This is a genomic window from Streptomyces sp. NPDC028928 (assembly GCF_055564915.1).
The window spans coordinates 185459-209737 of sequence record NZ_JBVHVI010000013.1 but is presented as its reverse complement, the minus strand read 5'-3'; the positions used below and the strand labels follow the sequence as shown (position 1 = coordinate 209737).

The following is a 24279-nucleotide window of genomic DNA, read 5'->3' as shown; positions in this document are numbered from 1 at the left end:
TCCGCCGTCCGCGGAACGGCGACGTCCGGCCAGTGGTCCGCAACGGCCGGCTCCGAGGTGTTGTCGGGTTCTGGTCAACACGCTTCAATGCGGGGGAACTCGGGGCCGTGCACACACGCATCGGGCGCGGCGTGCCCGGCGACGGGCGTCCGCCGGCGCCCACGGGGGTGGCCCCGCACACCCGCACAGGCGGTCTGACCAGCCGTAGTGACACCTCACAGAAAGGCCCCTCGGCATGCGGCATGCCACAGAGCACGCGGACGTCCCCACCGCGGAACTGGACACGGCCCTGCGCGGCGGCCCCTTCCACGTGGCGCTGCGCGCCGCGATCGCCGCCCGCGGACTGCCGCTCCAGCGCGTGCAGCACCATCTGTCGCGCCACGGGGTCAAGGTGGGCGTCACCAGCCTGAGTTACTGGCAGCAGGGCGCCCGGCGCCCGCAGCGCCCCGAGTCGCTGCGCGCCGTCCGGGCACTGGAGGAGATCCTCCAGCTGCCGGACGAGTCCCTGATCCGGCTGCTCGCCGAGTCCGGCGAGTCAGGCAAGGGCGCCGGTCGGCCGGCGGGCCGCTCCTACCGCTCCCTGGTCGAGGCCTCCGGCGTCGTGGACCGGCTCACCGCCGATCTCGGCTGGTCCCTGGACGGCGGGCTGCACACCCTGGGCCACCACGAGTGCGTCCGGATCGGCGCCCGGCGCGAACTGGCGAGCCGCGAGGCCCACCACATCGTGCGGGCCCATCGTGACGGCGTCGACCGCTTCGTCGCCGTCCACCACGGCGATCCGGGCTGCGATCCGCGCCGCGTCACCGTGCACGCCCTGGAGAACTGCCGCACCGGTCGACTGCGCTGGGACCAGGACACCGGCGTCCTGGTGGCCGAGCTGCTCTTCGGCACACGGCTGCGCTCCGGCGACACCTTCCTCTTCCGGTACCGCATCGAGGACGGCACGGCCGGGGCGTCCCGCGAGTATCTCCACCGGTTCGGCTTCCCCGGCGGCCAGTACGCGCTCCAGGTGCGCTTCGACACGGCCGCCCTGCCGGTGCGCTGCCACCGCTTCTCCCAGCACTCGGCCGCGGCCCCGCGCAGCGGCCGGCAGGAGCTGTCGGTGAGCGGCCCGCACCACTGCGCCCATGTGGTCGAGCCGCGGATCCGGCCGGGCATCCTGGGGATCGCCTGGGACTGGGAGTGAGCGGTCCCTTCCGGCGCACCCGCCGATCCGCGGGCCCCTGAGCCCGCCTGTCTCCGGTCAGTCCGCCGGACCGGCGACGATCCTGCCGTTCGCGGCCTTCACCGACAGCTCCGTCAGCGGCACGGTCGCGGGCGCCTGGACGACCTTCCCCGTGACCGCGTCGAACTCGCTGCCATGGCAGGGGCAGATCAGGGTCGTCCCCTGCAGCTTGTTGATGGGGCACCCCGCGTGCGTGCAGATCGTGCTGTACGCCTTCAGCTCGCCGTCCTTGTCACGGCTGACCACCACATTGTGGTCCCGGTAGAGCTTGGCCGCGCCCTTGGCGACCTCGCTCTCGGCACCGAGATCGACCGGCGCGGTGGGAGTGGCTGCGGCCGAACCGCTCCCGTCCGGCGCGGAGCACCCGGCCAGGCCGAGCCCGGCGACCGGGGCCGCGGCGGCCCCTCGAAGGACGGTACGTCGGCTCGCAAAGGAGCGGGCGGGCATCTGGAACTCCACTGGTCAAGGGGTGTGCAGGGCGACGATACCCGGACAGAGGGACCGGTCTCGGGGCGGGGCCGAGGGCTCGGGCCGGGGCCGGGCGGAGGAGCCGGTGAGCGGGAGGGAAAGACGTAAACGCTTGCGTAAGCGTTTACGCGAGGGAGGGCCATGGGATAGCGTCCCGGCGTCGGCTCAGGGAAGGGAACGAGATGGCCACCATGGCGGATGTCGCCCGGCGCGCCGGAGTCTCCGTGGCCACCGTCTCCCATGTCCTCAACGGCACGCGTCCGGTGCTCCCCCACACCCGTCAGGCCGTGCTCGACGCCGTCGACGCCCTGGGCTACACCCCCAACACCCTGGCCCGCTCCCTGGTGACCTCGCGCACCCGCTCCATCGGCCTCGCGGTGTCGGCCATCAGCAACCCGTACTTCACCGAGATCCTGCAGGGTGTGGAGGCGGCTGCCCTGGACGCGGGCTACAGCCTGCTCATCGCCGATCCTCACGACGACCCCCGGCACGAGCGCAAGGTCGTACAGCTCCTGCATGAACGGCGGGTGGACGGCATGATCGTCGCCCCGTCCGCCGACCCCAGCGACCTCGTGGGCTATCTGCGCCGCCACGCCGTACCGACGGTGTTCCTGGACCGGCTGATCGACACGCGCGTGACCGAGGACGTTCCGCCGACCGACGGTACGGGCGCCGTCTCTGACCCGAACGCGCCGCGCTTCGACCAGGTCTGCGCCGAGAGCGCCGCGCCGACGGCCCAGCTCGTCACCCATCTCGCCGGGCTGGGGCACCGCCGGATCGCCCTGGTCGCCGGCCTGCCCGGGCTCAGCACCACCAGTGAGCGCGTCTCCGGCTACCGTGAGGGCCTCGCCGATGCCGGTCTGGCGTACGACGACCGTCTCCTCGTATCCGGCAACTCCGAGTCCGACGGTGCGGAGCGGGCCACGGCCGCCCTGCTCGGCCTGCCCGATCCGCCCACGGCGCTCGTCACCGCCAACAACGCGATGACCATCGGCGCCCTGCGCGCGCTGCGCCGTCACGGCCGGTCCGTGCCGGAGGACATCGCCCTGTGCTGCTTCGACGACTTCGCCTGGGCCGACCTGTTCTCGCCCCGGCTGACCGCCATCGCCCAGCCCAGCCGGGAGCTGGGCGCCCAAGCCGTCCAGGTGCTGCTGGAGCGACTGGCCGAGCCGGAGCGGCCGGTCCGGACGGTCCGGCTGCCATGCACGTTCGTCCACCGCACGTCCTGCGGCTGCCCGGAGGAGCCGGGCCCCGCCGGAGCGGCCGGGCACACCGCATCATCCACGCTGTCCGAGAAGGGAACCGCCACGTGATCGTCGTCGCCGGTGAGGCACTGATCGACCTGGTACCGCAGGGCCGCGGTGCCCTCGCGGACCTGAAGCCGGCGCTCGGCGGCGGCCCCTACAACACCGCCGTGGCCCTCGGCCGGCTCGGCTCCCGCACCGCCTTCTGCTCCCGGACGTCGGCGGACGCCTTCGGCGAGGCACTGCTCGACGGGCTGCGGCGGGCCGGGGTCGACGTGTCCGGGGTCCAGCGGGGGCCGGAGCCGACAACCCTCGCCGTGGCCACGATCGACGCGGCGGGATCGGCGGCCTACTCCTTCTATGTCGACGGCACCGCCGACCGCCTGTTCACCGCCCCGGCCGCGCTCCCGGCCGGTACGCGCGCGGTGTCCTTCGGTACCTGCTCGCTCGTCCTGGAACCCGGGGCGAGCGCCTATGAGGAGCTGATGCGCGCTGCTGCCGGGCAGGGGCTGTTCACCGCGCTCGACCCCAACATCCGGGCGGGACTGATTCCGGACGCGGACGCCTACCGGGCGCGTTTCAAGAGCTGGCTGCCCTCGGTGACGCTGCTGAAGCTGTCCGCGGAGGACGCGGCGTGGCTCGGCGGCAGCCCGCGCGACTGGCTGGCCGAGGGACCGGCGGCCGTGGTGGTCACCCGGGGCGGTGACGGCCTGACCGTGTTCACCCGGGACGGCGGGGAGCACTCCGTGCCGGGTGAGAAGGTCGATGTCGTGGACACCATCGGCGCCGGTGACACGGTGAACGCGGCCCTGCTGCACGGGCTGGCCGTCCGGGACGCGCTGTCCGCGGAAGCGCTCGCCGCCCTCGGGACGGAGGGCTGGACACGGCTGCTGCGCTTCGCGGCACGGGCGGCGGCGATCACCTGTTCGCGGGCGGGGGCCGAGCCGCCGTACGCGGCGGAGCTGGATGAGCCGACCGCGCTGTGAGCGGCTGATCTCCCTGTGCTGTTGACAAGGTACGACCGGGCCTGCGGCGTGCGGGGACCTGTCGGACCGCTGGACCGGGCTGGCTGATGGGGGAACGAACGGCGCCCCGCGGGGAGTTCCCGCGGGGCGCCGAATTCTTGATGGGCTGTCAGGCCTTGCGGGCTCGCGTGGTCTTCTTCGCGGGCGTCGCCTTCTTCGTGGCCGTGGCGGCCTTCTTGGCCGGGGTGTTGTTGGCCTTGGCCGTCACCGTCTTCTTCGCCGTCGACTTGGCCGCGGCCGTCTTCCGGGCCGTGCTGCCGCGCTGCGCCTTGACCGGTTCGGCGTCGCTGATGCGGTCGGCGCCGAGGATCTCGCGCAGGAACTTGCCCGTGTGGCTCGCCGGAACCCCGGCGACCTCCTCCGGCGTGCCCTCGGCGACCACCAGGCCACCGCCGGCGCCGCCCTCCGGGCCCATGTCCACGATCCAGTCGGCGGTCTTGATCACGTCGAGGTTGTGCTCGATGACGATGACCGTGTTGCCCTTGTCGACCAGTCCGCCGAGGACCTTGAGCAGCTTGCTGATGTCCTCGAAGTGCAGACCGGTGGTCGGCTCGTCCAGGACGTAGACCGTGCGTCCGGTGGACCGCTTCTGCAGTTCGCTGGCGAGCTTGACGCGCTGCGCCTCACCACCGGAGAGGGTGGTGGCGGACTGGCCGAGGCGGACGTAGCCGAGACCGACGTCGTTCAGCGTCTTCAGGTGACGGGAGATCGCCGGGACCGCCTCGAAGAAGTGCATGGCCTCCTCGATCGGCATGTTCAGGACCTCGGCGATGGACTTGCCCTTGTAGTGGACCTCCAGGGTCTCCCGGTTGTACCGGGCGCCGTGGCAGACCTCGCACGGGACGTAGACGTCCGGGAGGAAGTTCATCTCGATCTTGATCGTGCCGTCGCCGGCGCAGTTCTCGCAGCGACCGCCCTTGACGTTGAAGGAGAAGCGGCCGGGCAGGTAGCCCCGGACCTTCGCCTCGGTGGTCTCGGCGAACAGCTTGCGGATGTGGTCGAAGACACCGGTGTACGTCGCCGGGTTGGACCGCGGGGTGCGGCCGATCGGCGACTGGTCGACGTGCACGACCTTGTCGACCAGGTCGTCGCCGTCGACGCGCGTGTGCCGTCCGGGGACGGTCCGGGCGCCGTTCAACTCGCGGGCCAGGTGCGTGTACAGGATGTCGTTGACCAGGGTCGACTTGCCGGAGCCGGAGACGCCGGTGACCGCCGTGAACACACCGAGCGGGAAGGACACGTCGATGTCCTGCAGGTTGTTCTCACGGGCGCCGTGCACGGTGAGCTGCCGGGACGGGTCGCGGGGACGCCGTATGTCCGGGAGCGGAATCGACTTGCGGCCCGAGAGGTAGGCACCGGTCTGCGACTCGGTGTTGTCCAGGAGTTCCTTCACGGAGCCGCTGTGCACGACCTTGCCACCGTGCTCGCCGGCGCCGGGGCCGATGTCCACGATCCAGTCGGCGACCTTGATGGTGTCCTCGTCGTGCTCCACGACGATGAGCGTGTTGCCCATGTCGCGCAGCCGGACCAGGGTCTCGATCAGACGGTGGTTGTCCCGCTGGTGCAGACCGATCGACGGCTCGTCCAGGACGTACAGGACGCCGACGAGGCCGGAGCCGATCTGCGTGGCCAGGCGGATGCGCTGGGCCTCGCCGCCGGAGAGGGTACCGGCCGCGCGGTTGAGCGAGAGGTAGTCCAGGCCGACGTCGACCAGGAAGCGCAGTCGCTCGTTGACCTCCTTCAGGACCCGCTCGGCGATCTTCTTGTCGCGGGCGTTCAGCTTCAGCTCGCCCAGGAACTCCGCGCAGTCGCTGATCGACATCGCGGAGACCTCGGCGATCGACTTGTCCATGATCGTGACCGCGAGGACGATCGGCTTCAGACGGCTGCCCTCGCAGGAGGGGCAGGGCACCTCGCGCATGTAACCCTCGAAGCGCTCGCGGCTGGCGTCGCTCTCGGCCTCGCTGTGCCGGCGCTTGACGAAGGGCACCGCGCCCTCGAAGGGGGTGGTGTAGACGCGCTCCCGGCCGTACCGGTTGCGGTAGCGCACCTCGATCTGGGTCTTGTGGCCGTAGAGCAGGGCCTTCTTGGCGCGCTGCGGCAGGCCCGCGAAGGGGATGTCCGTGCGGAAGCCGAGGGCGTCCGCGAGGGCGCCGACCAGACGGCCGAAGTAGTCCTTGGTGTGGCCGTGCGACCAGGGGTGGATGGCGCCCTCGTCCAGGGACCTGTCCTCGTCCGGGACGATCAGCTCCGGGTCGACCTCCATGCGCGTGCCGATGCCGGTGCACTCGGGGCAGGCGCCGAAGGGCGAGTTGAAGGAGAAGGAGCGGGGCTCCAGCTCCTCGAAGGACAGGTCGTCGTACGGGCAGTACAGGTGCTCCGAGTACATGCGCTCGCGCTCGGGGTCGTCCTCGGGGAGGTCCACGAAGTCGAGCACGACCATGCCGCCGGACAGGCCGAGGGCGGTCTCCACGGAGTCGGTCAGGCGGCGCTTGGCGGACTCCTTCACCGTGAGGCGGTCGACGACCACCTCGATGGTGTGCTTCTCCTGCTTCTTCAGGGCCGGCGGGTCGGACAGCTGGATGGTCTGGCCGTCCACACGCGCGCGGGAGTAGCCCTTGGTCTGCAGGTCGGCGAAGAGGTCGACGAACTCGCCCTTGCGTTCGCGGACCAGCGGGGAGAGCACCTGGAAGCGGCTGCCCTCCGGCAGCTCCAGGACCTTGTCCACGATGGCCTGCGGCGACTGGCGCGAGATCGGGCGGCCGCACTCGGGGCAGTGCGGCTTGCCGATGCGCGCGAAGAGCAGACGCAGGTAGTCGTAGACCTCGGTGATCGTGCCGACCGTCGAGCGCGGGTTGCGCGAGGTCGACTTCTGGTCGATGGAGACCGCCGGGGAGAGGCCCTCGATGAAGTCGACGTCGGGCTTGTCCATCTGGCCGAGGAACTGCCGTGCGTACGAGGAGAGCGACTCCACGTAGCGGCGCTGGCCCTCCGCGAAGATCGTGTCGAAGGCCAGGGAGGACTTGCCCGACCCGGACAGGCCCGTGAAGACGATGAGCGAGTCACGAGGCAGGTCGAGCGAGACATTCTTCAGGTTGTGCTCGCGCGCGCCACGGACGATGAGACGGTCGGCCACGCCGGTCCGCACCTTTCTTGAGAGAAGTGACAGGGGCGGGGCCCCCGTGCTTCTTCAGACTAGGGGGAGCCACTGACAACGCCGGTCGGATTGCCCGGTTGCATAACAACCCCCGGCCATCCAGCATGCCCGACGCCGCCACCGACGATATAGCACGCGCATTCGATTTGCGGGCGAGGTTCACCACCTTCACCCGAAGGTGTGGCCGGACTAGGGTCAGCACCATGATTGATCACGCTCATGACCTGGCCCGTGTACGGGAAGCGACCGACCGGCTGCTCACCGCGGTCGCCGAACTGGACAACGCCGCGCTCGCAGAACCGTCACGGCTCCCGGGCTGGAGCCGCGGGCACGTCCTCGCGCACCTCGCCCGGAACGCGGACGCACTCCTGAACGTCCTCCAGGGCCGTCCCATGTACGCGAGCGCCGAGGTACGGGAAGCCGACATCGAGCGGGACGCTCCGCGGCCGCTGGAGGCCCAGGTCGCCGACGTCCGGGAGAGCGCGGCCCGCTTCCAGGCGGCCGGGGACGCGCCCGCGGACTGGACGCGGACGGTGGAGCTGCGCAACGGGGTCCTCGACTCCGCGGCCCGGGTGCCGTTCCGCCGGTGGGTGGAGGTGGAGCTGCACCACGTCGACCTCGGGATCGGGTACGAGCTCGAGGATCTTCCGGCCGAGTTCCTGGAGCGGGAGACCGACTTCCTCGCGGACCGGTTCTCCGGGCACCCCGACGTCCCGGCGACCCGCCTCACGGACGGCACGCGCGTGTGGGCCACCGGGCGCGCGGCGGAGGAGCCCGAGATCACGGTCACCGGCCGGCCGGCGGACCTGGTGGGCTGGCTCGCGGGGCGCCGCGACGGCTCCGCGCTGGAGGTGCGGGGCGGGGCGCTGCCGAAGCTGCCTCCGCTGTAGGAACGACCGTCGGCGGGCCCGTGCGGACGCCCGTCCACCGGGGGCTGCCCCGCTATAGGCTGCCGTCATGACGTACTCCGGAGAGGTCAAGGTCGGCGGACCGGCGGATGTGCACGAGCTGAAAGACCTGATGATCACCAAGATCGCGGTCGGCCCGATGGACAACAACGCGTATCTGCTGCGCTGCCGGGCCACCGACGAGCAGCTTCTGATCGACGCCGCCAACGAGGCGCAGACACTCCTCGGCATGATCGGTGACGACGGCATCGCGTCCGTCGTCACCACGCATCAGCACGGCGACCACTGGCAGGCGCTCGCCGAGGTGGTCGCGGCCACGGGCGCGCGTACGTACGCCGGCCGGGACGACGCGCCCGGCATCCCGGTACCCACCGACGTCCTCGTCGACGACGGCGACGTCATCAGGGTGGGCCAGGTGGAACTCACCGCGCGCCATCTGGTCGGGCACACGCCCGGTTCGATCGCGCTGGTCTACGACGACCCGCACGGCCACCCGCACGTCTTCACCGGCGACTGCCTCTTCCCCGGCGGTGTCGGCAACACCCGCAAGGACCCCAAGGCGTTCGCCAGCCTGATCCACGACGTGGAGACGAAGCTCTTCGACGTGCTGCCGGACGAGACCTGGGTCTATCCGGGGCACGGCAACGACACGACGCTGGGCGCGGAACGGCCGCATCTGCCGGAGTGGCACGCGCGCGGGTGGTGAGCGGGCGCCTGCCCGTTACGCACTCCGGCGCACGGGCCGTACAGGCGCCCCGCGCAAGGAAGTTGCGCACGCGCCGGGCGCACTCCTCGCACGCGCCCCGGCGTGCACCATCCCTGTGCGCGCCCCGTGTGAACCTTTCGCACGCAACGAGCCCCCGTGCGCACTCCCGGAGAGCGGTCGCCCGCAGTCAACTGGTAACAGCCCCGCGCAGGATCGACGGCTCCTGAGCGGTAGGGCCGCCGGTCTCCAACCCCGCCCTCGGCCGGCGGCCCAGGCCCAAACCCGGGCACGCGCGCGTGAGCTGCGCGCATCCCCGTTCACACGGCCGCAACACCCGTTCCCACCATGCGGACAACCACCGCTGTGACCTGGACAGACGCGGCGTTCGCTGCCACTCTCCCGCCATGCATCCTGCCCCTCGCGCCGTGCGCCGCGCCCTCGCCGCCGTCACCGTAGCCCTGCTCGCCACCGCTGTCGGCTGTGCTCCGCAGCCCGAGGAGAAGGCCTCGGCGGCCCCGTCCGGGTCGGCCGCGAAGAGCTGCGCCAAGGGCGGGCTCGCGACCAAGACGTCCGGGAAGCTGACGATCGCGACGGACGAGCCGGCGTACGAGCCCTGGTTCAAGGACGACAAGCCCGCCAACGGCGAGGGCTTCGAGTCGGCGGTCGCCTATGCCGTGGCGAAGCAGCTGGGGTACGGCAAGAGCGCGGTCGTCTGGCAGAGCGTGCCGTTCAACAAGGCGTTCGCGCCGGGCGTGAAGACCTTCGACTTCGACATCAACCAGGTGTCGATCAGCGACGAGCGCAAGAAGGCCGTGGACTTCTCCTCCGGCTACTACGACGTGCGCCAGGCCGTCATCGCGCTGAAGGGCAGCAAGGCCGCCGAGGCGACGAGCATCGCGGATCTCAGGAAGCTCAAGCTGGGCGCCCAAGTGGGCACCACGAGCCTCGACTACATCAGCGACGTCGTGAAGCCGACGCAGGAAGCGGCCGTCTACGCCAAGAACGACCAGGCCAAGTCCGCGCTGAAGAACGGTCAGGTCGATGCCGTCGTCACCGACCTGCCCACCGCGTTCTACATCACCGCGGCCGAGGTGACGAACGCGAAGATCGTCGGCCAGTTCGAGAACCGGGGCGGCACGCCCGAGCAGTTCGGGCTCGTGCTGGACAAGGGCAGCGCGCTGACCCCGTGCGTCACCGCCGCCGTCGACGCGCTGCGCAAGGACGGCACGCTGGCCGGCATCGAGAAGCAGTGGCTCTCGGACGCCGTCGACGCCCCGGTGCTCAAGTGACCGTCACCAAGGGCGAGTCGGCCCGGGAGGGGGCGGACGACAAGGGCGACATGACCGAGGGTGCCGGCGCGCCCGGCGACGGCTACACACCCTCCGAGCGACGGCTGGCGCGTGAGCGCTACACACGCGCGCGTGCCCGCCGCGCCACGGCCATCGCGGCCCTGTCGACCCTCGTCACGGCCGCGGTGCTCTACCTGGTCGTCGTCAACGCACCGGGCTGGCCGCGCACCAAGGAGACCTTCTTCAGCGCGCACTACGCGCGCGAGGCGTTCCCGAAGGTCCTCGAAGGGCTGTGGCTGAACGTCCGCCTGCTGCTGGTCTGCGGTGCCGCCGTCCTGGTCCTCGGCATGCTGATCGCCGTCGCGCGCACCCTGCGCGGCCCGGTCTTCTTCCCGCTCCGGGTGCTGGCGGCGGCGTACACCGACTTCTTCCGCGGTCTGCCGCTGATCATCAACCTGATGATCGTGGTCCTGGGTGTGCCGGCCCTGCGGCTGCAGGGGGTGACGGTCGATCCGGTGCTGCTCGGCGGTACGGCGCTGACGCTGACGTACTCGGCGTACGTGGCGGAGGTGTTCCGGGCCGGTATCGAGTCCGTCCACCCCTCGCAGCGCGCCGCGGCCCGCTCGCTGGGCCTGACCAACCGGCAGTCCCTGCGCTACGTCGTCCTGCCGCAGGCGGTCCGCCGCCAGGTGCCGCCGCTCCTCAACGACCTGGTGTCGCTGCAGAAGGACACCGGTCTGGTGTCCATCGGGGGTGCCGTGGACGCCGTGCGGGCGGCCGACATCATCGTGGGCCGCAGTCTGAACTACACGCCGTACATCGTCGCGGGGCTGGTGTTCGTGGCGCTGACCATCCCGATGACCCGGTTCACCGACTGGGTGACGGCCCGGATGGACCGGCGGCGGGCCCAGGGAGGGTCCCTGTGAGCCGCCCGGGGAGGAGCCCTGTGAGCACGCCTGAGAGCACGCCCGTGAACAACGCGCCCGTCCTGCGGATGGAGTCGGTCCGCAAGACCTTCGGCAGCTCGGTCGTCCTGCGGGACGTCGATCTCGAGGTGGCCCCGCACACGGTGACCGCGCTGATCGGCGCCTCCGGGTCGGGCAAGTCGACGCTGCTGCGCTGCGCCAACCTCCTGGAGGAGATCGACGACGGCGCCATCTGGCTGGACGGCGAGGAGATCACCGACCCGCGCGTGGACCAGGACGCGGTACGGCGCCGGATCGGCGTGGTCTTCCAGGCGTACAACCTCTTCCCGCACATGACCGTGCTCGACAACATCACGCTCGCGCCGCGCCGGGTGCACGGCGTCTCCCGCGCGGAGGCCGAGGAACGGGCCAGGGAGCTGCTGGAGCGCCTCGGACTGGGCGGCAAGGCGGATGCCTACCCTGACCGGCTCAGCGGCGGTCAGCAGCAGCGTGTGGCGATCGTACGGGCCCTCGCGGTGCGGCCCCGGCTGTTGCTGCTGGACGAGATCACCGCCGCGCTCGACCCCGAACTCGTGGGCGAGGTGCTGGACGTGGTCCGCGGGCTGAAGGACGAGGGCATGACCATGGTGCTCGCGACCCACGAGATGGGCTTCGCGCGGGACGTCGCCGACCAGGTGTGCTTCCTGGACGGCGGGGTCGTGCTGGAGCGCGGCTCCGCCGAGCAGGTCTTCGGCGACCCGCGGCAGGAGCGCACGCGGCGCTTCCTGCGGCGGATCGTGGAGGCGGGCCGGCTGTAGTCCCGCGCGCGGGTTCACGCCTCCGTCTGCGCCGCCCCTGCGAGCGCCGCGACCCGCTCCACGCCGAACACGTAGCCCTGCACTCCGCATCCGGCGATCACGCCGTCGGCGCGCAGCGAGACGTAGGAGTGGTGCCGGAACGATTCGCGCTGGTGGATGTTGGAGATGTGCACCTCCAGCACCGGCATCCCGTCACAGGTGTTGAGCGCGTCGAGGATGGCGACCGACGTGTGCGAGTAGGCGCCGGGGTTGATGACGATCCCGCAGTGGTTCAGCCGCGCCTCGTGGATCCAGTCGACCAGTTCGCCCTCGTGGTTGGACTGCCGGAAGTCCACCGTGCCGCCGTGCGCGGCCGCCGCTTTGGCGCACAGCGCCTCCACGTCGGCCAGCGTGTCCTTGCCGTAGATCTCGGGCTGGCGCTGGCCGAGCAGGTTCAGGTTGGGCCCGTTGAGGATCATGATCGGGGCGTTGGCCAGGGTGCGGGGCACGGTTCCTCCGGTCCGTTCGGGGCGGTGCGTCTACGACCGCTGCTCGCACCCGGTCTATCACGCCGGCCAGGGCGGATACCGGGCCCTGCACGCCGGTCGCCCGGGCGCGCGCGCCGGACCCGTGATCACCTCCGCACGCCCCCGTAACCCTTGATCACCAAGGGTAGTTGACGCGGCATGCACCGTGTACGCGCCGTGAACACCCCGTCCCTGCCGCGGATCGCCGCCGCCTCCCTCGCCGGGACAGCGATCGAGTTCTACGACTTCTTCGTCTACGGCACCGCGGCGGCTCTGGTTCTCGGGCCGCTGTTCTTCCCGACGTTCTCGCCGGTCGCGGGGACGCTGGCGGCGTTCGCGACGTTCGGCGTCGGGTTCGTGGCCCGGCCGCTGGGCTCGGTGGTGTTCGGGCACCTCGGGGACCGACGCGGACGGCGGCCGGTGCTCGTCGTCTCGCTGCTGCTCACCGGCGCCTCGACGGTCGCGGTCGGCTGCGTGCCGTCCTACGGCACGATCGGCGTGGCCGCTCCCGTGCTGCTGCTCGTGCTGCGCTTCCTGCAGGGGCTGGGACTCGGTGGGGAGTGGGGCGGGGCGGTGCTGCTGACCGCCGAGCACGCTCCCGCCCGGCGGCGCGCCCTGTGGGCGAGCTTCCCCCAGGTGGGGCCGGCGCTCGGCTTCCTCCTGGCCAACGGGGTGATGCTCGCGCTGTCGGCGGCGCTGTCCGACGCGGAGTTCGCGCGCTGGGGCTGGCGCGTGCCGTTCTGGGCGGCCGGCGCGCTGGCGCTGGCCGGCCTGTGGCTGCGCTCGTCCCTCGCCGAGAGCCCCCGCTTCCTGGAGATCGACGACCACGCGCGCGTACCGCTCGTCGAGGTCGTACGGCACCACGGGCGGCTGGTGCTGCTGACGGCCGGGGCGCTGGCGGTCGGCTACGCGGTGTTCTACGCGGTGACGACCTGGTCGCTGGCGTATGCGACGGAACAGCTCGGGGTGAGCCGGTCGGTCATGCTGCTGTGCGTCATGGCCGCGGTGGTCGTGATGGGCGCGCTGACACCCCTCATGGCGCTGTTCGGCGACCGGTACGGGCGGCGGCCGATGTGTCTGACGGGGTGTGCGGCCTGCGGCCTTTGGATGCTTCCGATGGTCGCGCTGCTGGCGACGGGCGAGCCGCTGCTGATGTTCCTCGCCATCCTGGGCGCCCTGCTCGCCTTCGTCATCATGTTCGCGGTGATCGCCGCCTACCTGCCCGAACTGTACGAGCCCCGGGTGCGCTGCACGGGCGCCGCCGTGGGCTACAACCTGGGCGGGGTCCTCGGTGGCGCCCTCACCCCGATCGTGGCCACGGCGCTCGCGGAGCGGGGCGGGCGGGTCCCGTGGGGTGTGGGCGTCTATCTGACGGGCATCGCGCTGCTCAGCCTGGTGTGTTTCGCGCTGTTGCCGGAGACGCGGCCGGTGCCGGTGCCGGCGGTGGAGCCGGTCAGGGGCTGACCGGACGCGCCGGCACCGGCCGTCGGCTAGGGGTTGATCGCCAGCTCCAGGTAGGCCGCGAACAGCACCAGGTGGACGCCGCCCTGGAGGGGGGTGGCCCGGCCCGGCACCACGGTCAGGGAACTGACCACCACGGTCAGTGCGAGCAGCAGCATGTGGGTCGGGCCGAGGCCGAGGACGAGCGGCCCGGCCAGCCAGACGGAGGCGAGCGCCACCGCCGGGATCGTCAGGCCGATGCTGGCCATCGCGGAACCGAGCGCGAGGTTGAGGCTGGTCTGCACCCGGTCACGGCGGGCGGAGCGCAGCGCGGCGATCGTTTCGGGCAGCAGGACGAGCAGGGCGATGATGACACCGACCACGGCGTGGTGCAGACCGGCCGCGGCCACGCCCGACTCGATCGTGGGCGAGACGCCCTTGGCCAGGCCGACCACGCCGATCAGGGCCAGCGCGAGCAGGCCGAGGCTGGTCCAGGCGGTGCGCGCGGACGGGGGTTGGGCGTGGTCGTCGGCGGTGATGACCTCGCCCTGCCGGGTGATGGGCAGGAAGTAGTCGCGGTGGCGCACGGTCTGCGTGGCCACGAACAGCCCGTAGAGGATGAGTGAGGACAGCGCGGCGAAGGTCAGCTGGACGGTGGAGAACTCGGGTCCGGGCTTGCTGGTGGTGAAGGTCGGCAGCACCAGGCTGAGCGTGGCCAGCGTCGCCACGGTCGCCAGCGCCGCGCCGGTGCCCTCGGGGTTGAAGACGGCCGTGCGGTGCCGCAGGGAGGCGACCAGCAGACTGAGTCCGACGACGCCGTTGCAGGTGATCATCACGGCAGCGAAGACGGTGTCCCGGGCCAGAGTGGAACTCTTGTCCCCGCCATCGGCCATGAGTGTGACGATCAGGGCCACCTCGATGATCGTGACGGCGATGGCGAGCACCAGGGAACCGAAGGGCTCGCCGACCCGGTGGGCGATCACCTCGGCGTGGTGCACCGCCGCGAGGACGGACCCGGCGAGGACGACGGTGACCAGGCCGACAACCGCGCCGGGCAGGTCCCGGCCCCAGGTGAAGACCAGCAGGACGACTGCGAGCACCGGCACGAGGATCGTCCATGGACGCGTGAGCGACCGGAGCCGAGTGATCATGCGGCGATGGTCGCAGAGGCCTACAGGGTTCGCATTCCGTTCTTTTCGGATACCTCTCATCCTTTCCGGTGCGGGGCCCGGTGCCGGTGGGACCGGGCCCCGCTTCGCGATGACACCCCGTTGAGGAGCCGTGCGAGATCGCGGGCTTCCGCGTGGCCGCCGTCAGGCGTCGACGCTGTCCTTCCGAGCGTCCTCGCCTCCGGCCTGCGCCGCCTCGACGGCCGCCTGCTTCCTGGAGGCCAGCAGGCTGGTGACCGTGGTGACGGCGAGGACCGCGCAGATCACGCCGAGCGAGACGGGGATGCTGATCTCGGGGACGTGGACACCGGACTCGTGCAGGGCGTGCAGCACCAGCTTCACGCCGATGAAGCCGAGGATGATCGACAGGCCGTACGAGAGGTGGACGAGCTTCCTGAGCAGTCCGCCGATGAGGAAGTACAGCTGGCGCAGACCCATCAGGGCGAAGGCGTTGGCGGTGAAGACGATGTACGGGTCCTGGGTCAGTCCGAAGATCGCGGGGATGGAGTCCAGGGCGAACAGCACGTCGGTGGTGCCGATGGCGAGCATCACGACCAGCATCGGGGTCATGACGCGCTTGCCGTTCTGCTGGATCCACAGCTTGGTGCCGTGGTACCGGTCGGCCACACCGAACTTGCGTTCTGCGGCCTTCAGCAGCTTGTTCTCCTCGTACTCCTCGTCCTCCTCGTCCGCGCGGGCCTCCTGGACGAGCTTCCAGGCGGTCCAGATAAGGAAGGCGCCGAAGAGGTAGAACACCCAGGAGAAGCTGGCGATGATCGCGGCCCCGGCTGCGATGAAGACGGCCCGCAGGACCAGGGCTATGAGGACGCCGACGAGCAGGACGCGCTGCTGGTACTGGGTGGGCACCGCGAACTTCGCCATGATCAGGACGAAGACGAAGAGGTTGTCGACGCTCAGCGACTTCTCGGTGATGAAACCCGCGAAGAACTCGCCGGCCGGCTGTCCGCCGCCGAAGACGAGCAGACCGAGCCCGAAGAGGCCGGCCAGGGCGATCCAGACGACCGTCCAGATGCCCGCTTCCTTGATCGAGACCTCATGCGGCTTGCGGCCGATGAAGAAGTCGACCGCGATCAGGGCGGCCAGACCCACGATGGTGAGGACCCACAGGCCCATGGAGACTTCCACTGCACCTCCGGCATTACGTGACGGCAAACACATCAGCGTTGTCGCTGCCGGAGGTCTCTTCCACCCGCGATGGGCCGACGCCCCGGGACCGGAAACGGTCCGTACTGACGGGTGCGCCGCAGTCAGGGAGTACTCCCCTCCGTACGGAAGAGAGTACCCCAATCACCAAGGAAAGGTAAAGAACAAAGTAAAGGAGCCACCAAACTGGCTGGTCAGGGTGGCTTTACCACTGCTTGGTACGAGCCTTGGCCACCTGGGCAAGCACCTCTTGCAGGACCCGGCTGCCCGCCGGGAGGAGTGAGGGTTCGTACGTCCAGGCGTGGCCGACCCACGGATCCGCCAGATGGTCGTCGGGCAGCGGAGTGAGTCGCAGCAGCGAACGCCACAACGGATCGAGCAAGGGGCCGTAGGCGGCGGCGTCCTCACGGTCGGCGACCAGCAGGAGGTGTACGCCGACGGCCGGGCCTTCGTCGGCGAGATAGCGCAGCCGCGTCAGCGACCGGTCGTCGAACGCGTGCGGGAAGTCATTGACGACAAGGAGCTGCTGAGCGGTGTCCACGTCGGCCGGCAGCGACTCTGCCGCGCCGCCCCGCACCGCCATCTGCACCAGGTCGACCCGCCGGGTGAGTCGCTCCAGCGTCTGCACGACCCCCGCCGCCCCGGTCGCGGGCGGCGCGGCCAGGACTCCGGACCGCGTCAGCGGAAGCAACGCCTGTGACCCGGCACCGGCCGGGTCGATGACCTGCACGGCGAACGCCCCGGGCGGGTGCACGGCGAGCAGGCGCGCCGCGAGGGCGACCGCCGCCGCCATGGCCAGGTGCCGTAGCTCGGCGGAGTCGGGCACACCGTCGTCGGTGGCCGCCGTCGGACCGCTGTCGATCCACAGACCCCGTTCCAGCGGCATCCTGACCAGCAGAGGGATGCGTAGGGGAGCGCTTTCGGACAGGTGGAGATCGCCGAGCCGCAGAGCCATCGGCGGCTCGGCGGGGACGCGGTAGGCGTGCCAGACGGGGTTGTCCCAGCGGGCGTAGGCGGGCGGGAGCGCGGGTTCGACCACCTCGGCCTCGGCGGTGAGCTGGGCCAGATCGCGGTCGAGGGCCGCGCGCGCCTGGTCGGCCAGCTGGGTCCGGCGAGCGTGGGCCGCCTCACGTGCGGCGTCGCCCGCGGTGCCGAGCCGTTGACGCGGGTCGGCGAGGGCCTGGTCCAGCTCCTTCTCCAGGCGGGAGTCGGCGAACTCGACGGCACTGCGGTAGGCAGCGGTGGTACGGGCCAGATCCTCGAACATGCCCCAGACCTGGTTGTACAGCCGCTCCTCCATCGACCAGCCCACGGCGTCTCCGGCGACGGGCTGAGCGGGCTGCCCGTCGGCCGGGGGCGGGGGCGGGGGTGGGGGCGGGATGCTGTGGGTGCGGCGAGGGTGTCTGTAGTCGACCGGACCGCCGGGATGCCGGGGAGCGGGGCCGCCGCCGTCGTCGTCGCGGCTCTGCGGACCGTACGGTCGCGGCGGCATTTCGGGACCGGCAGCGGAGGCGGTCTGGGAAACGGACGCTGTCGGGGAGGCGGATCCGGCCGGGGAAACGGACCCGGCAGTCCGCGGGTCCGGGTCCGGACGGGTCGCCGGTACCGGTGTCGGGCCGGACAGGCTCCGGGCCGCCGCCTCCTGGATGGCCGTCGCGAGGTCCGTGGCGTCCGTCAGACCCCTGCCGGCGAGGAGCGCGGGAAGACCGCCCGCATAGCCCTGACCCACCGCGCGTACTTTCCAGGCACCCTGCCTGCGGTACAGCTCCAGGGCGATCACGGCCGTCTCGGCATCCAGGCCGGTGAGGGTGTAGGAGGCGAGTTCGGTGCCGTCCGGGCCGTTCACCGTGGTGTGCGGGGCCGGGACGGCGCCGAAGCGGCGCGGGCCTGCGGTGCCGGCCGGCAGGGCGAGGAACACGTCGACCCGGTACACGGCCTCCGGCAGGGCGGCCAGGTCGACGGCCAGGCGATGCTCGGCGGCGGCCTGCCGGGGCGCCTCGACGCCGGGCGGTGCGGGGGCGCCGGGGCCGGCCACCCGCTGACGGCCGTGCACCGTGCCGTGCTCGTCGCCGAGTGTGGCTCCGGCCAGGACCGGCACCCCGGCCGAGATCCGGATCCCCAGCCGGGCCCGGGGCAGCGGGTGGTTCTGCCCCCGCACCAGCTCAGCCGCCATCGCCGTCGCCCCCCTGTGTCGTTCTGCCGTGCCTACCGCGCCGGTTCGGGGCGGCGGTGCGTCCTAGAGGTGCGGCACGATCGCCGGCATCAGGTCCTGGAAGGTGCGTCCGTTGGCCGGGGCGCCGATGGCGGTCATCGTCCAGCTGGTGCCCGCCCGGTGGACCTTGGCCATGATCTGGGCGGTGTACTCGCCGCCGCCGGCCAGGGTGTAGCGGGCGAGTTCCTGGCCGTTGGTCTCGTCCACGAGCCGGCAGAAGGCGTTCTGCACCTCCTGGAAGGTCTGGCCGGTGAAGGAGTTCACCGTGAAGACGATCTGGTCGATGTGGACCGGTACGCGCTGCAGGTCCACCAGGATCGCCTCGTCGTCGCCACCCTGGCCGGCGCCGCCGACGAGGTTGTCACCGGTGTGGCGCACGGAGCCGTCGTCGCTCACCAGGTGGCGGAAGAAGACGACGTCCTTGGGCTCCGCGCCGGCGAAAAGGACCGCCGAGGCGTCCAGATCGATCTCACGGGTGCGGGAGCCGAACAGCCCGCGCCGCTTCGCCGCCTGCCAGCCGAGCCCCATGCGGACCGCGGTCAGGGTGCCCCCGTCCTTCTTCTCCAGGCTGATGGCCTGACCCTTGGACAAGTTGACGGACACGGCTGAATCCCCTCTCGACGGTCCCCTGTTGCCGCGCCGAGCTGTTGCTGCGCACCGCGCGGTTGGTCAAAACCCTACGCAGGGTCACTGACAGTGCCGACCCCCGACTCGCGCTTTGTGTCGGTGTTGCAACACTTGGCGCTTATGCCGAGGGCCGGCACCGCTGCGCGGGCTCAGGCGAGACCGGCCTCCCGCATCTGGCGCAGTTCCTTCTTCATCTCGGCGACCTCGTCGCGCAGCCGGGCCGCGATCTCGAACTGCAGCTCCGCGGCGGCCGCGCGCATGCGCTCGGTCATCTCCTCGATCTGCTCGGCCAGTTCGGCCGCCGGACGGTCCGTGGGCACCGCCTTGCCCTTGGCGGCCTTGCCCGCCTTCGCGCCCTTGGCCGCCTTGTCACCGAGCGACGGGACGGGGGCCTTCGCGCCCTTTCCGTCCTTCGTCTTGCGGTAACCGGAGCCGAGGAGTTGTTCGGTGTCGACCTCCTCGCGGGCGATCTGCGCGACGATGTCGTTGATCTTCTTCCGCAGGGGCTGGGGGTCGATGCCCTTCGCCTTGTTGTAGGCGATCTGCTTCTCCCGGCGGCGGTTGGTCTCCTCGATGGCCTTCTCCATCGCCGGGGTGATCTTGTCGGCGTACATGTGGACCTGGCCGGAGACGTTGCGCGCGGCGCGGCCGATGGTCTGGATCAGCGAGGTGCCCGAGCGGAGGAAGCCCTCCTTGTCGGCGTCGAGGATCGCCACCAGGGACACCTCGGGCAGGTCGAGGCCCTCACGGAGCAGGTTGATGCCGACCAGGACGTCGTACTCACCGGAGCGCAGCTCGCGCAGCAGCTCGATGCGGCGCAGGGTGTCGACGTCACTGTGCAGATAGCGGACCTGGATGCCGAGTTCCAGGAAGTAGTCGGTGAGGTCCTCGGCCATCTTCTTGGTCAGCGTGGTGACGAGGACCCGCTCGTCCTTCTCGGTGCGCTTGCGGATCTCGTGCACCAGGTCGTCGATCTGGCCCTCGGTGGGCTTGACCACGACCTCGGGGTCGACCAGGCCGGTCGGGCGGATGATCTGCTCCACCACGCCGTCCGAGCGGGACATCTCGTAGGTGCCCGGGGTGGCCGACAGGTAGACGGTCTGCCCGATGCGCTCCTGGAACTCCTCCCACTTCAGAGGGCGGTTGTCCAGGGCGGAGGGCAGGCGGAAGCCGTGGTCCACGAGGGTGCGCTTGCGGGAGGCGTCGCCCTCGTACATCGCGCCGATCTGCGGGACGGTCACGTGCGACTCGTCGATGACGAGCAGGAAGTCGTCCGGGAAGTAGTCCAGCAGGGTGTTGGGCGGCGAGCCGGGCAGGCGGCCGTCGAAGTGCATCGAGTAGTTCTCCACGCCGGAGCAGGTGCCGATCTGGCGGAGCATCTCGATGTCGTACGTGGTACGCATCCGCAGGCGCTGGGCCTCCAGGAGCTTGCCCTGCTTCTCCAGCTCGGCGAGGCGCTCCGCCAGCTCCTTCTCGATGTCGTTGACGGCCCGCTCCATGCGCTCGGGGCCGGCGACGTAGTGGGAGGCGGGGAAGACGTAGAGCTGCTGGTCGTCGCTGATGATCTCGCCGGTGATCGGGTGGAGCGTGGAGAGCGCCTCGATCTCGTCGCCGAACATCTCGATGCGGACGGCCAGCTCCTCGTAGACCGGGAAGATCTCGATGGTGTCGCCGCGGACCCGGAAGGTACCGCGGCTGAAGGCCATGTCGTTGCGCGTGTACTGGATGTCGACGAAGCGGCGCAGCAGCTCGTCCCGGTCGATCTCGTCGCCGACCCTGAGGGGGACCATGCGGTCCACGTACTCCTGCGGAGTACCGAGGCCGTAGATGCAGGACACCGAGGCGACCACGACGACGTCGCGGCGGGTGAGCAGCGAGTTGGTGGCCGAGTGGCGCAGGCGCTCGACCTCCTCGTTGATCGAGGAGTCCTTCTCGATGTAGGTGTCCGACTGGGGGACGTAGGCCTCGGGCTGGTAGTAGTCGTAGTACGAGACGAAGTACTCGACCGCGTTGTTCGGCAGCAGTTCGCGGAACTCGTTCGCCAGCTGGGCGGCCAGCGTCTTGTTCGGCGCCATCACCAGGGTGGGGCGCTGGAGCTTCTCGATCATCCACGCCGTGGTGGCGGACTTGCCGGTGCCGGTCGCGCCCAGGAGGACGACGTCCTTCTCACCGGCCTCGATGCGCTTGGCCAGCTCGGCGATGGCCGCCGGCTGGTCGCCGCTGGGCTGGTAGGGGCTGACGACCTCGAAGGGCGCCACCGTGCGTTCGATGTGGGAAACGGGCCGCATGACATCAACCGTACGACCCCCCACTGACAACGGGCTCCGATCAGCGGTTCTGCGGGGTCCGGGAGCCGTGGTGCTCGGGTCGGCGGGCCGGCCGGCGTCCCTCGTGCAGGGCGGGGCGGCGGTCCGCGTGGGTGGCGACGGCGGCGGCCGGGACGCCCGGTTTGTGCTCGACGGGCCTCCATTCGGGCCGGCCCATGATCATGAGGGGGTCGAAGATCACGACGACGCCCGCGAGGAGCAGGAAGGCGAGCGGGCCGATCAGCATCGGCGCGAGCAGGGACGCCGCGGGCGCGCCGCCGGCGGTGTGGGAGGCGCCGTCGAGGTGGACGCCGAGAGCGGCCATCCCGGTGTAGTGCATGCCGCTGACGGCGAGCCCCATCACGAGGCTCGCTCCCACGCTCCACAGGAAGCCCCGCACCTGTCCGGCGGCCCACAGTGCGGCGGTGGCGGCCACGACGGCTATGACGACGGAGGCGGCGACGGTGAGCGTGTTGTAGGTGAACCGCCCGTGGAAGCGGACGCCCGCCATACCGAGGTAGTGCATGGAGGCGACGCCGAGGCCGGTGATCGTGCCGCCGGTGAAGAGGGGGGTGCCGGTGGCGCCCCGGTAGCCGACGATGAAGATCCCGATGCCGACCATGACGATGGCCAGCCCGAGGCTCGCGTAGGTGATCGGCTTGTCGTAGTGGATCGGCGTCTCCTTGATGGTGAAGCCCATCATGGCGACGAAGTGCATGGTCCATATGCCGGAGCCGATCGCCGCCGACCCGAAGGCCAGCCAGGCGGGGCGCCGCGCGTGTGTGACCAGCAGGGACCGTGTGGTGCAGCGCAGGCCGAGGGCGCCGCCGAGGCACGCCATCAGATAGGCCACCAACGGGGTGACGGCCCCGTAGCTGAATCCGTCGACCGTGCCTTGCATCCGCGGCTGCCCTTCCGCCTTCTTGCGTCCCGGAATACCTGAATATGCCCCCGTCCCAGGACCGCGCGGGCGGTCAGGGTTGTCGCAGAGAGTATGACCCCCACCGGAATGGTCGAACGATTTTCCGGCAAAGAAACACGCCCTTGCCGCAGATGTGCGGCACCGGTGAGCGGACTTGGACGTCACCATTCAATCTGTGGTCATCGTGCGCCCGAGTGCCGTTGACCCCTTGCTGTCAGTCTGGTGCTGTCGGTATTCGCTCGACGCGAGGAGTACGCATGTACGCACGCGTAGTCGCCGCCACCGCCGCCGCGGCCCTGGTGACGGCCGCGGTCCTGCTGAGCCCCGCCTCGGACGCCCGCGCGCGCGAGGTTCACGTGCCCACGGTGATCGCCCACCGCGGCGCCTCCGCCTACGCGCCCGAGAACACGCTGGCCGCCATCGACAAGGCCGCCCAGCTGGGTTTCTCCTGGGTGGAGAACGACGTCCAGCGCACCAGGGACGGCGAGCTGGTCGTCCTGCACGACGAGAGCCTGCGGCGCACCACGAACGTCGAGGACGTCTTCCCCGGCCGGGCGCCGTGGAAGGTGGGGGACTTCACCGCGGCCGAGATCGCCCGGCTGGACGCGGGCAGCTGGTTCTCCCCCGCGTACGCGGGCGCGCGCGTGCCGACGCTGAGGCAGTACATGCGTCGGGTCGAGCACAACCACGAGAAGCTGCTGCTGGAGATCAAGAGCCCCGAGCTGTACCCGGGCATCGAGCGGCAGACGCTGAAGCTCCTCGGCACCGAGGGCTGGCTGGACCGCCGGCACCTGGGGCGGCTGATCGTGCAGAGCTTCAGCGCCGACAGCGTGCGGACGGTGCACGAGCTGAGGCCCGCGGTGGTCACCGGCTACCTCGGTACGCCCACCGTGGCACAGTTGCACGGGTTCGCTCGTTTCACCGACATGGTCAACCCCTCGTACGGGTCGCTGTCGCCGGAGTACGTCTCGACCGTGCACGCCTTCGACGGGCCGCACGGCAGGCCGCTCGGGGTGTTCGCCTGGACGGTGGACGACGCGGCCACCGCCCGCAGGGTCGCCGGGTACGGGGGCGACGGGATCATCACCAACAGGCCCGACGTGGTGCGGGAGGCGCTGGACTGGGACTGAGCCGGGCGGGCGTTGTCAGTGGCGGGTCGTACGGTGGGCGCATGGACAGCCATGGGCAGGATGAGCAGCGGGTCGTGTGGGCCGTCGTGGGCACGGACATCGGCCCGCTGATGCTGGCGGCGACCCGCGACGGCCTGGTCAACGTCGTCTTCCACGCCTCGGACGCGGTGCGCGACCGGGCGCTGGAGCGGCTGGCCGCCCGGCTGGGCGGCGAGCCCGTGGAGGATCCGGGATCGCCGTTGCTGGCGGAGGCGATACGCCAGCTGCGGGCGTACTTCGCGGGCGAGCGGCACGACTTCGACCTGCCCCTGGACTGGTCGCTGATCTCCGGGTTCAACCGGCAGGTCCTGCGCGAGCTGACGTCCGGTGTGCCGTACGGCACGGTGGTGGGGTACGGCGATCTGGCGGGGCGGGTCGGGCAGCCCGGCGGGGCGCAGGCGGTCGGTGCGGCGATGGGGGCGAATCCGCTGCCGGTGGTGGTGCCGTGCCATCGGGTGGTGGAGAGCGACGGTGGCATCGGCGGTTTCGGGGGCGGGCTGGAGACCAAGCGGAAGCTGCTCGCCCTGGAGGGTGTGCTGCCGGAGCCGCTGTTCTGACCGGCCCGGGACGCGGCTAGTCGTCGTAGTGCCGGGCCTCGAAGACGTTGCCGTCGGGGTCGCGGAAGTAGAAGCTGCGCGTGGCGTTGCCGCGGGCGCCGGACAAGCCGTGGTCGATGTCCGACACGGGAACGTCGTGGTCCTCCAGGCGGGAGCGCAGGGCGTCGAAGGCGTCGGCCGGCAGGGACAGGCAGACGTGGTTGACCGGGTGGCCCGCGCTGTCGACGGAGCCGGGGAGCATCCGCATCCGTTCGGCGAGGGTCTTCGGGGCGAGATCGAGGATGGTCTCCTCGTTGACGCGGGCGGAGGGGAAGGACACCTTGCCCTGCACGAACTCGGCGACGTTGATCGGCTCCAGGCCGACGGCCGTGTCGTAGAAGACGGCTGCGGCGACCGGGTCGGTCACCCACAGGACGACGTGGTCGAGGCGCGTGGTGTTGTTCGTCATGTCACCCAGGCTGG

General features: G+C 70.9%; 21 protein-coding genes. 11 read left to right on the top strand and 10 right to left on the bottom strand.

Annotated elements, in window-relative coordinates; all coding sequences use genetic code 11:
• The first annotated feature begins 235 nt into the window (after nt 1-235).
• A complete protein-coding gene (locus ACZ4U1_RS29655) occupies nt 236-1186 on the top strand; it encodes a hypothetical protein (protein ID WP_467907223.1) in 951 nt (316 codons plus the stop codon).
• Nucleotides 1187-1243: 57 nt separating this feature from the next.
• Here the strand turns inward: ACZ4U1_RS29655 and ACZ4U1_RS29650 are convergent, their stop codons facing one another.
• Entirely contained in the window at nt 1244-1672 is a 429-nt protein-coding gene (locus ACZ4U1_RS29650; protein WP_467907222.1) for a Rieske (2Fe-2S) protein, read from the bottom strand.
• A 203-nt stretch (nt 1673-1875) separates the two neighbouring features.
• On the opposite strand from ACZ4U1_RS29650, the gene ACZ4U1_RS29645 reads away from it, so the two are divergent.
• Nucleotides 1876-3006, top strand: coding sequence for a LacI family DNA-binding transcriptional regulator (locus ACZ4U1_RS29645; protein ID WP_467907221.1), 1131 nt, complete (start codon nt 1876-1878; stop codon nt 3004-3006).
• The gene (locus tag ACZ4U1_RS29640; RefSeq protein WP_467907220.1) at nt 3003-3923 is read left to right on the top strand and encodes a carbohydrate kinase family protein; all 921 of its coding nucleotides are present in this window, start codon (nt 3003-3005) and stop codon (nt 3921-3923) included. Before ACZ4U1_RS29645 ends, ACZ4U1_RS29640 begins: the two co-directional genes overlap by 4 nt.
• Before the next feature lie 148 nt (nt 3924-4071).
• Here the strand turns inward: ACZ4U1_RS29640 and uvrA are convergent, their stop codons facing one another.
• Nucleotides 4072-7098 carry an excinuclease ABC subunit UvrA gene (gene uvrA / locus ACZ4U1_RS29635; RefSeq protein ID WP_467907219.1) on the bottom strand — a complete coding sequence of 1009 codons (3027 nt, stop codon included), beginning with the start codon at nt 7096-7098 and terminating at the stop codon, nt 4072-4074.
• A gap of 224 nt (nt 7099-7322) precedes the next feature.
• Between uvrA and ACZ4U1_RS29630 the strand changes: the two genes are divergently transcribed.
• The 5 genes from ACZ4U1_RS29630 (at nt 7323) to ACZ4U1_RS29610 (ending at nt 11745) form a co-directional block, all read left to right on the top strand.
• Nucleotides 7323-8009 (top strand): maleylpyruvate isomerase family mycothiol-dependent enzyme, encoded by a 687-nt coding sequence (locus ACZ4U1_RS29630; protein ID WP_467907218.1) that lies wholly within the window; start codon nt 7323-7325, stop codon nt 8007-8009.
• 67 nt (nt 8010-8076) lie between these two features.
• Nucleotides 8077-8733: an MBL fold metallo-hydrolase gene (locus tag ACZ4U1_RS29625; RefSeq protein ID WP_467907217.1), complete on the top strand. Its 657-nt coding sequence runs from the start codon at nt 8077-8079 to the stop codon at nt 8731-8733.
• Between the two features lie 404 nt (nt 8734-9137).
• Nucleotides 9138-10022, top strand: coding sequence for an ABC transporter substrate-binding protein (locus ACZ4U1_RS29620; protein ID WP_467907216.1), 885 nt, complete (start codon nt 9138-9140; stop codon nt 10020-10022).
• Entirely contained in the window at nt 10019-10948 is a 930-nt protein-coding gene (locus ACZ4U1_RS29615) for an amino acid ABC transporter permease (RefSeq protein ID WP_467907215.1), read from the top strand. Before ACZ4U1_RS29620 ends, ACZ4U1_RS29615 begins: the two co-directional genes overlap by 4 nt.
• Nucleotides 10949-11016: 68 nt before the next feature.
• Entirely contained in the window at nt 11017-11745 is a 729-nt protein-coding gene (locus tag ACZ4U1_RS29610; protein WP_467907322.1) for an amino acid ABC transporter ATP-binding protein, read from the top strand.
• Nucleotides 11746-11759: 14 nt separating this feature from the next.
• On the opposite strand, the gene aroQ is transcribed toward ACZ4U1_RS29610, so the two are convergent.
• Entirely contained in the window at nt 11760-12233 is a 474-nt protein-coding gene (aroQ, locus tag ACZ4U1_RS29605) for a type II 3-dehydroquinate dehydratase (RefSeq protein WP_467907214.1), read from the bottom strand.
• A gap of 177 nt (nt 12234-12410) precedes the next feature.
• Here aroQ and ACZ4U1_RS29600 point away from each other — a divergent pair, with 177 nt between their 5' ends.
• Nucleotides 12411-13715, top strand: coding sequence for an MFS transporter (locus tag ACZ4U1_RS29600; RefSeq protein ID WP_467907213.1), 1305 nt, complete (start codon nt 12411-12413; stop codon nt 13713-13715).
• A gap of 26 nt (nt 13716-13741) precedes the next feature.
• Here ACZ4U1_RS29600 and ACZ4U1_RS29595 read toward each other — a convergent pair whose 3' ends face one another.
• The 6 genes from ACZ4U1_RS29595 to ACZ4U1_RS29570 all read right to left on the bottom strand — a co-directional run bounded on the left by ACZ4U1_RS29595 (nt 13742) and on the right by ACZ4U1_RS29570 (nt 22070).
• Nucleotides 13742-14842, bottom strand: coding sequence for a calcium:cation antiporter (locus ACZ4U1_RS29595; RefSeq protein WP_467907212.1), 1101 nt, complete (start codon nt 14840-14842; stop codon nt 13742-13744).
• A 162-nt stretch (nt 14843-15004) separates the two neighbouring features.
• Nucleotides 15005-16006 carry a TerC/Alx family metal homeostasis membrane protein gene (locus ACZ4U1_RS29590; protein WP_467907211.1) on the bottom strand — a complete coding sequence of 334 codons (1002 nt, stop codon included), beginning with the start codon at nt 16004-16006 and terminating at the stop codon, nt 15005-15007.
• A gap of 223 nt (nt 16007-16229) precedes the next feature.
• A complete protein-coding gene (locus ACZ4U1_RS29585; RefSeq protein ID WP_467907210.1) occupies nt 16230-18197 on the bottom strand; it encodes a TerD family protein in 1968 nt (655 codons plus the stop codon).
• A 63-nt stretch (nt 18198-18260) separates the two neighbouring features.
• Entirely contained in the window at nt 18261-18839 is a 579-nt protein-coding gene (locus ACZ4U1_RS29580; RefSeq protein ID WP_467907209.1) for a TerD family protein, read from the bottom strand.
• A 173-nt stretch (nt 18840-19012) separates the two neighbouring features.
• The gene (gene uvrB, locus ACZ4U1_RS29575; protein ID WP_467907208.1) at nt 19013-21151 is read right to left on the bottom strand and encodes an excinuclease ABC subunit UvrB; all 2139 of its coding nucleotides are present in this window, start codon (nt 21149-21151) and stop codon (nt 19013-19015) included.
• A gap of 40 nt (nt 21152-21191) precedes the next feature.
• Entirely contained in the window at nt 21192-22070 is an 879-nt protein-coding gene (locus tag ACZ4U1_RS29570) for an MHYT domain-containing protein (protein WP_467907207.1), read from the bottom strand.
• Nucleotides 22071-22348: 278 nt separating this feature from the next.
• Between ACZ4U1_RS29570 and ACZ4U1_RS29565 the strand changes: the two genes are divergently transcribed.
• Together ACZ4U1_RS29565 and ACZ4U1_RS29560 are read left to right on the top strand one after the other, a co-directional pair.
• Nucleotides 22349-23221, top strand: a complete 873-nt coding sequence (locus ACZ4U1_RS29565) for a glycerophosphodiester phosphodiesterase (protein ID WP_467907206.1) — start codon at nt 22349-22351, stop codon at nt 23219-23221.
• A gap of 41 nt (nt 23222-23262) precedes the next feature.
• Nucleotides 23263-23817: a methylated-DNA--[protein]-cysteine S-methyltransferase gene (locus tag ACZ4U1_RS29560; RefSeq protein ID WP_467907205.1), complete on the top strand. Its 555-nt coding sequence runs from the start codon at nt 23263-23265 to the stop codon at nt 23815-23817.
• A gap of 16 nt (nt 23818-23833) precedes the next feature.
• Here ACZ4U1_RS29560 and ACZ4U1_RS29555 read toward each other — a convergent pair whose 3' ends face one another.
• Nucleotides 23834-24265, bottom strand: coding sequence for a VOC family protein (locus ACZ4U1_RS29555; RefSeq protein WP_467907204.1), 432 nt, complete (start codon nt 24263-24265; stop codon nt 23834-23836).
• Between the last annotated feature and the right edge of the window lie 14 nt (nt 24266-24279).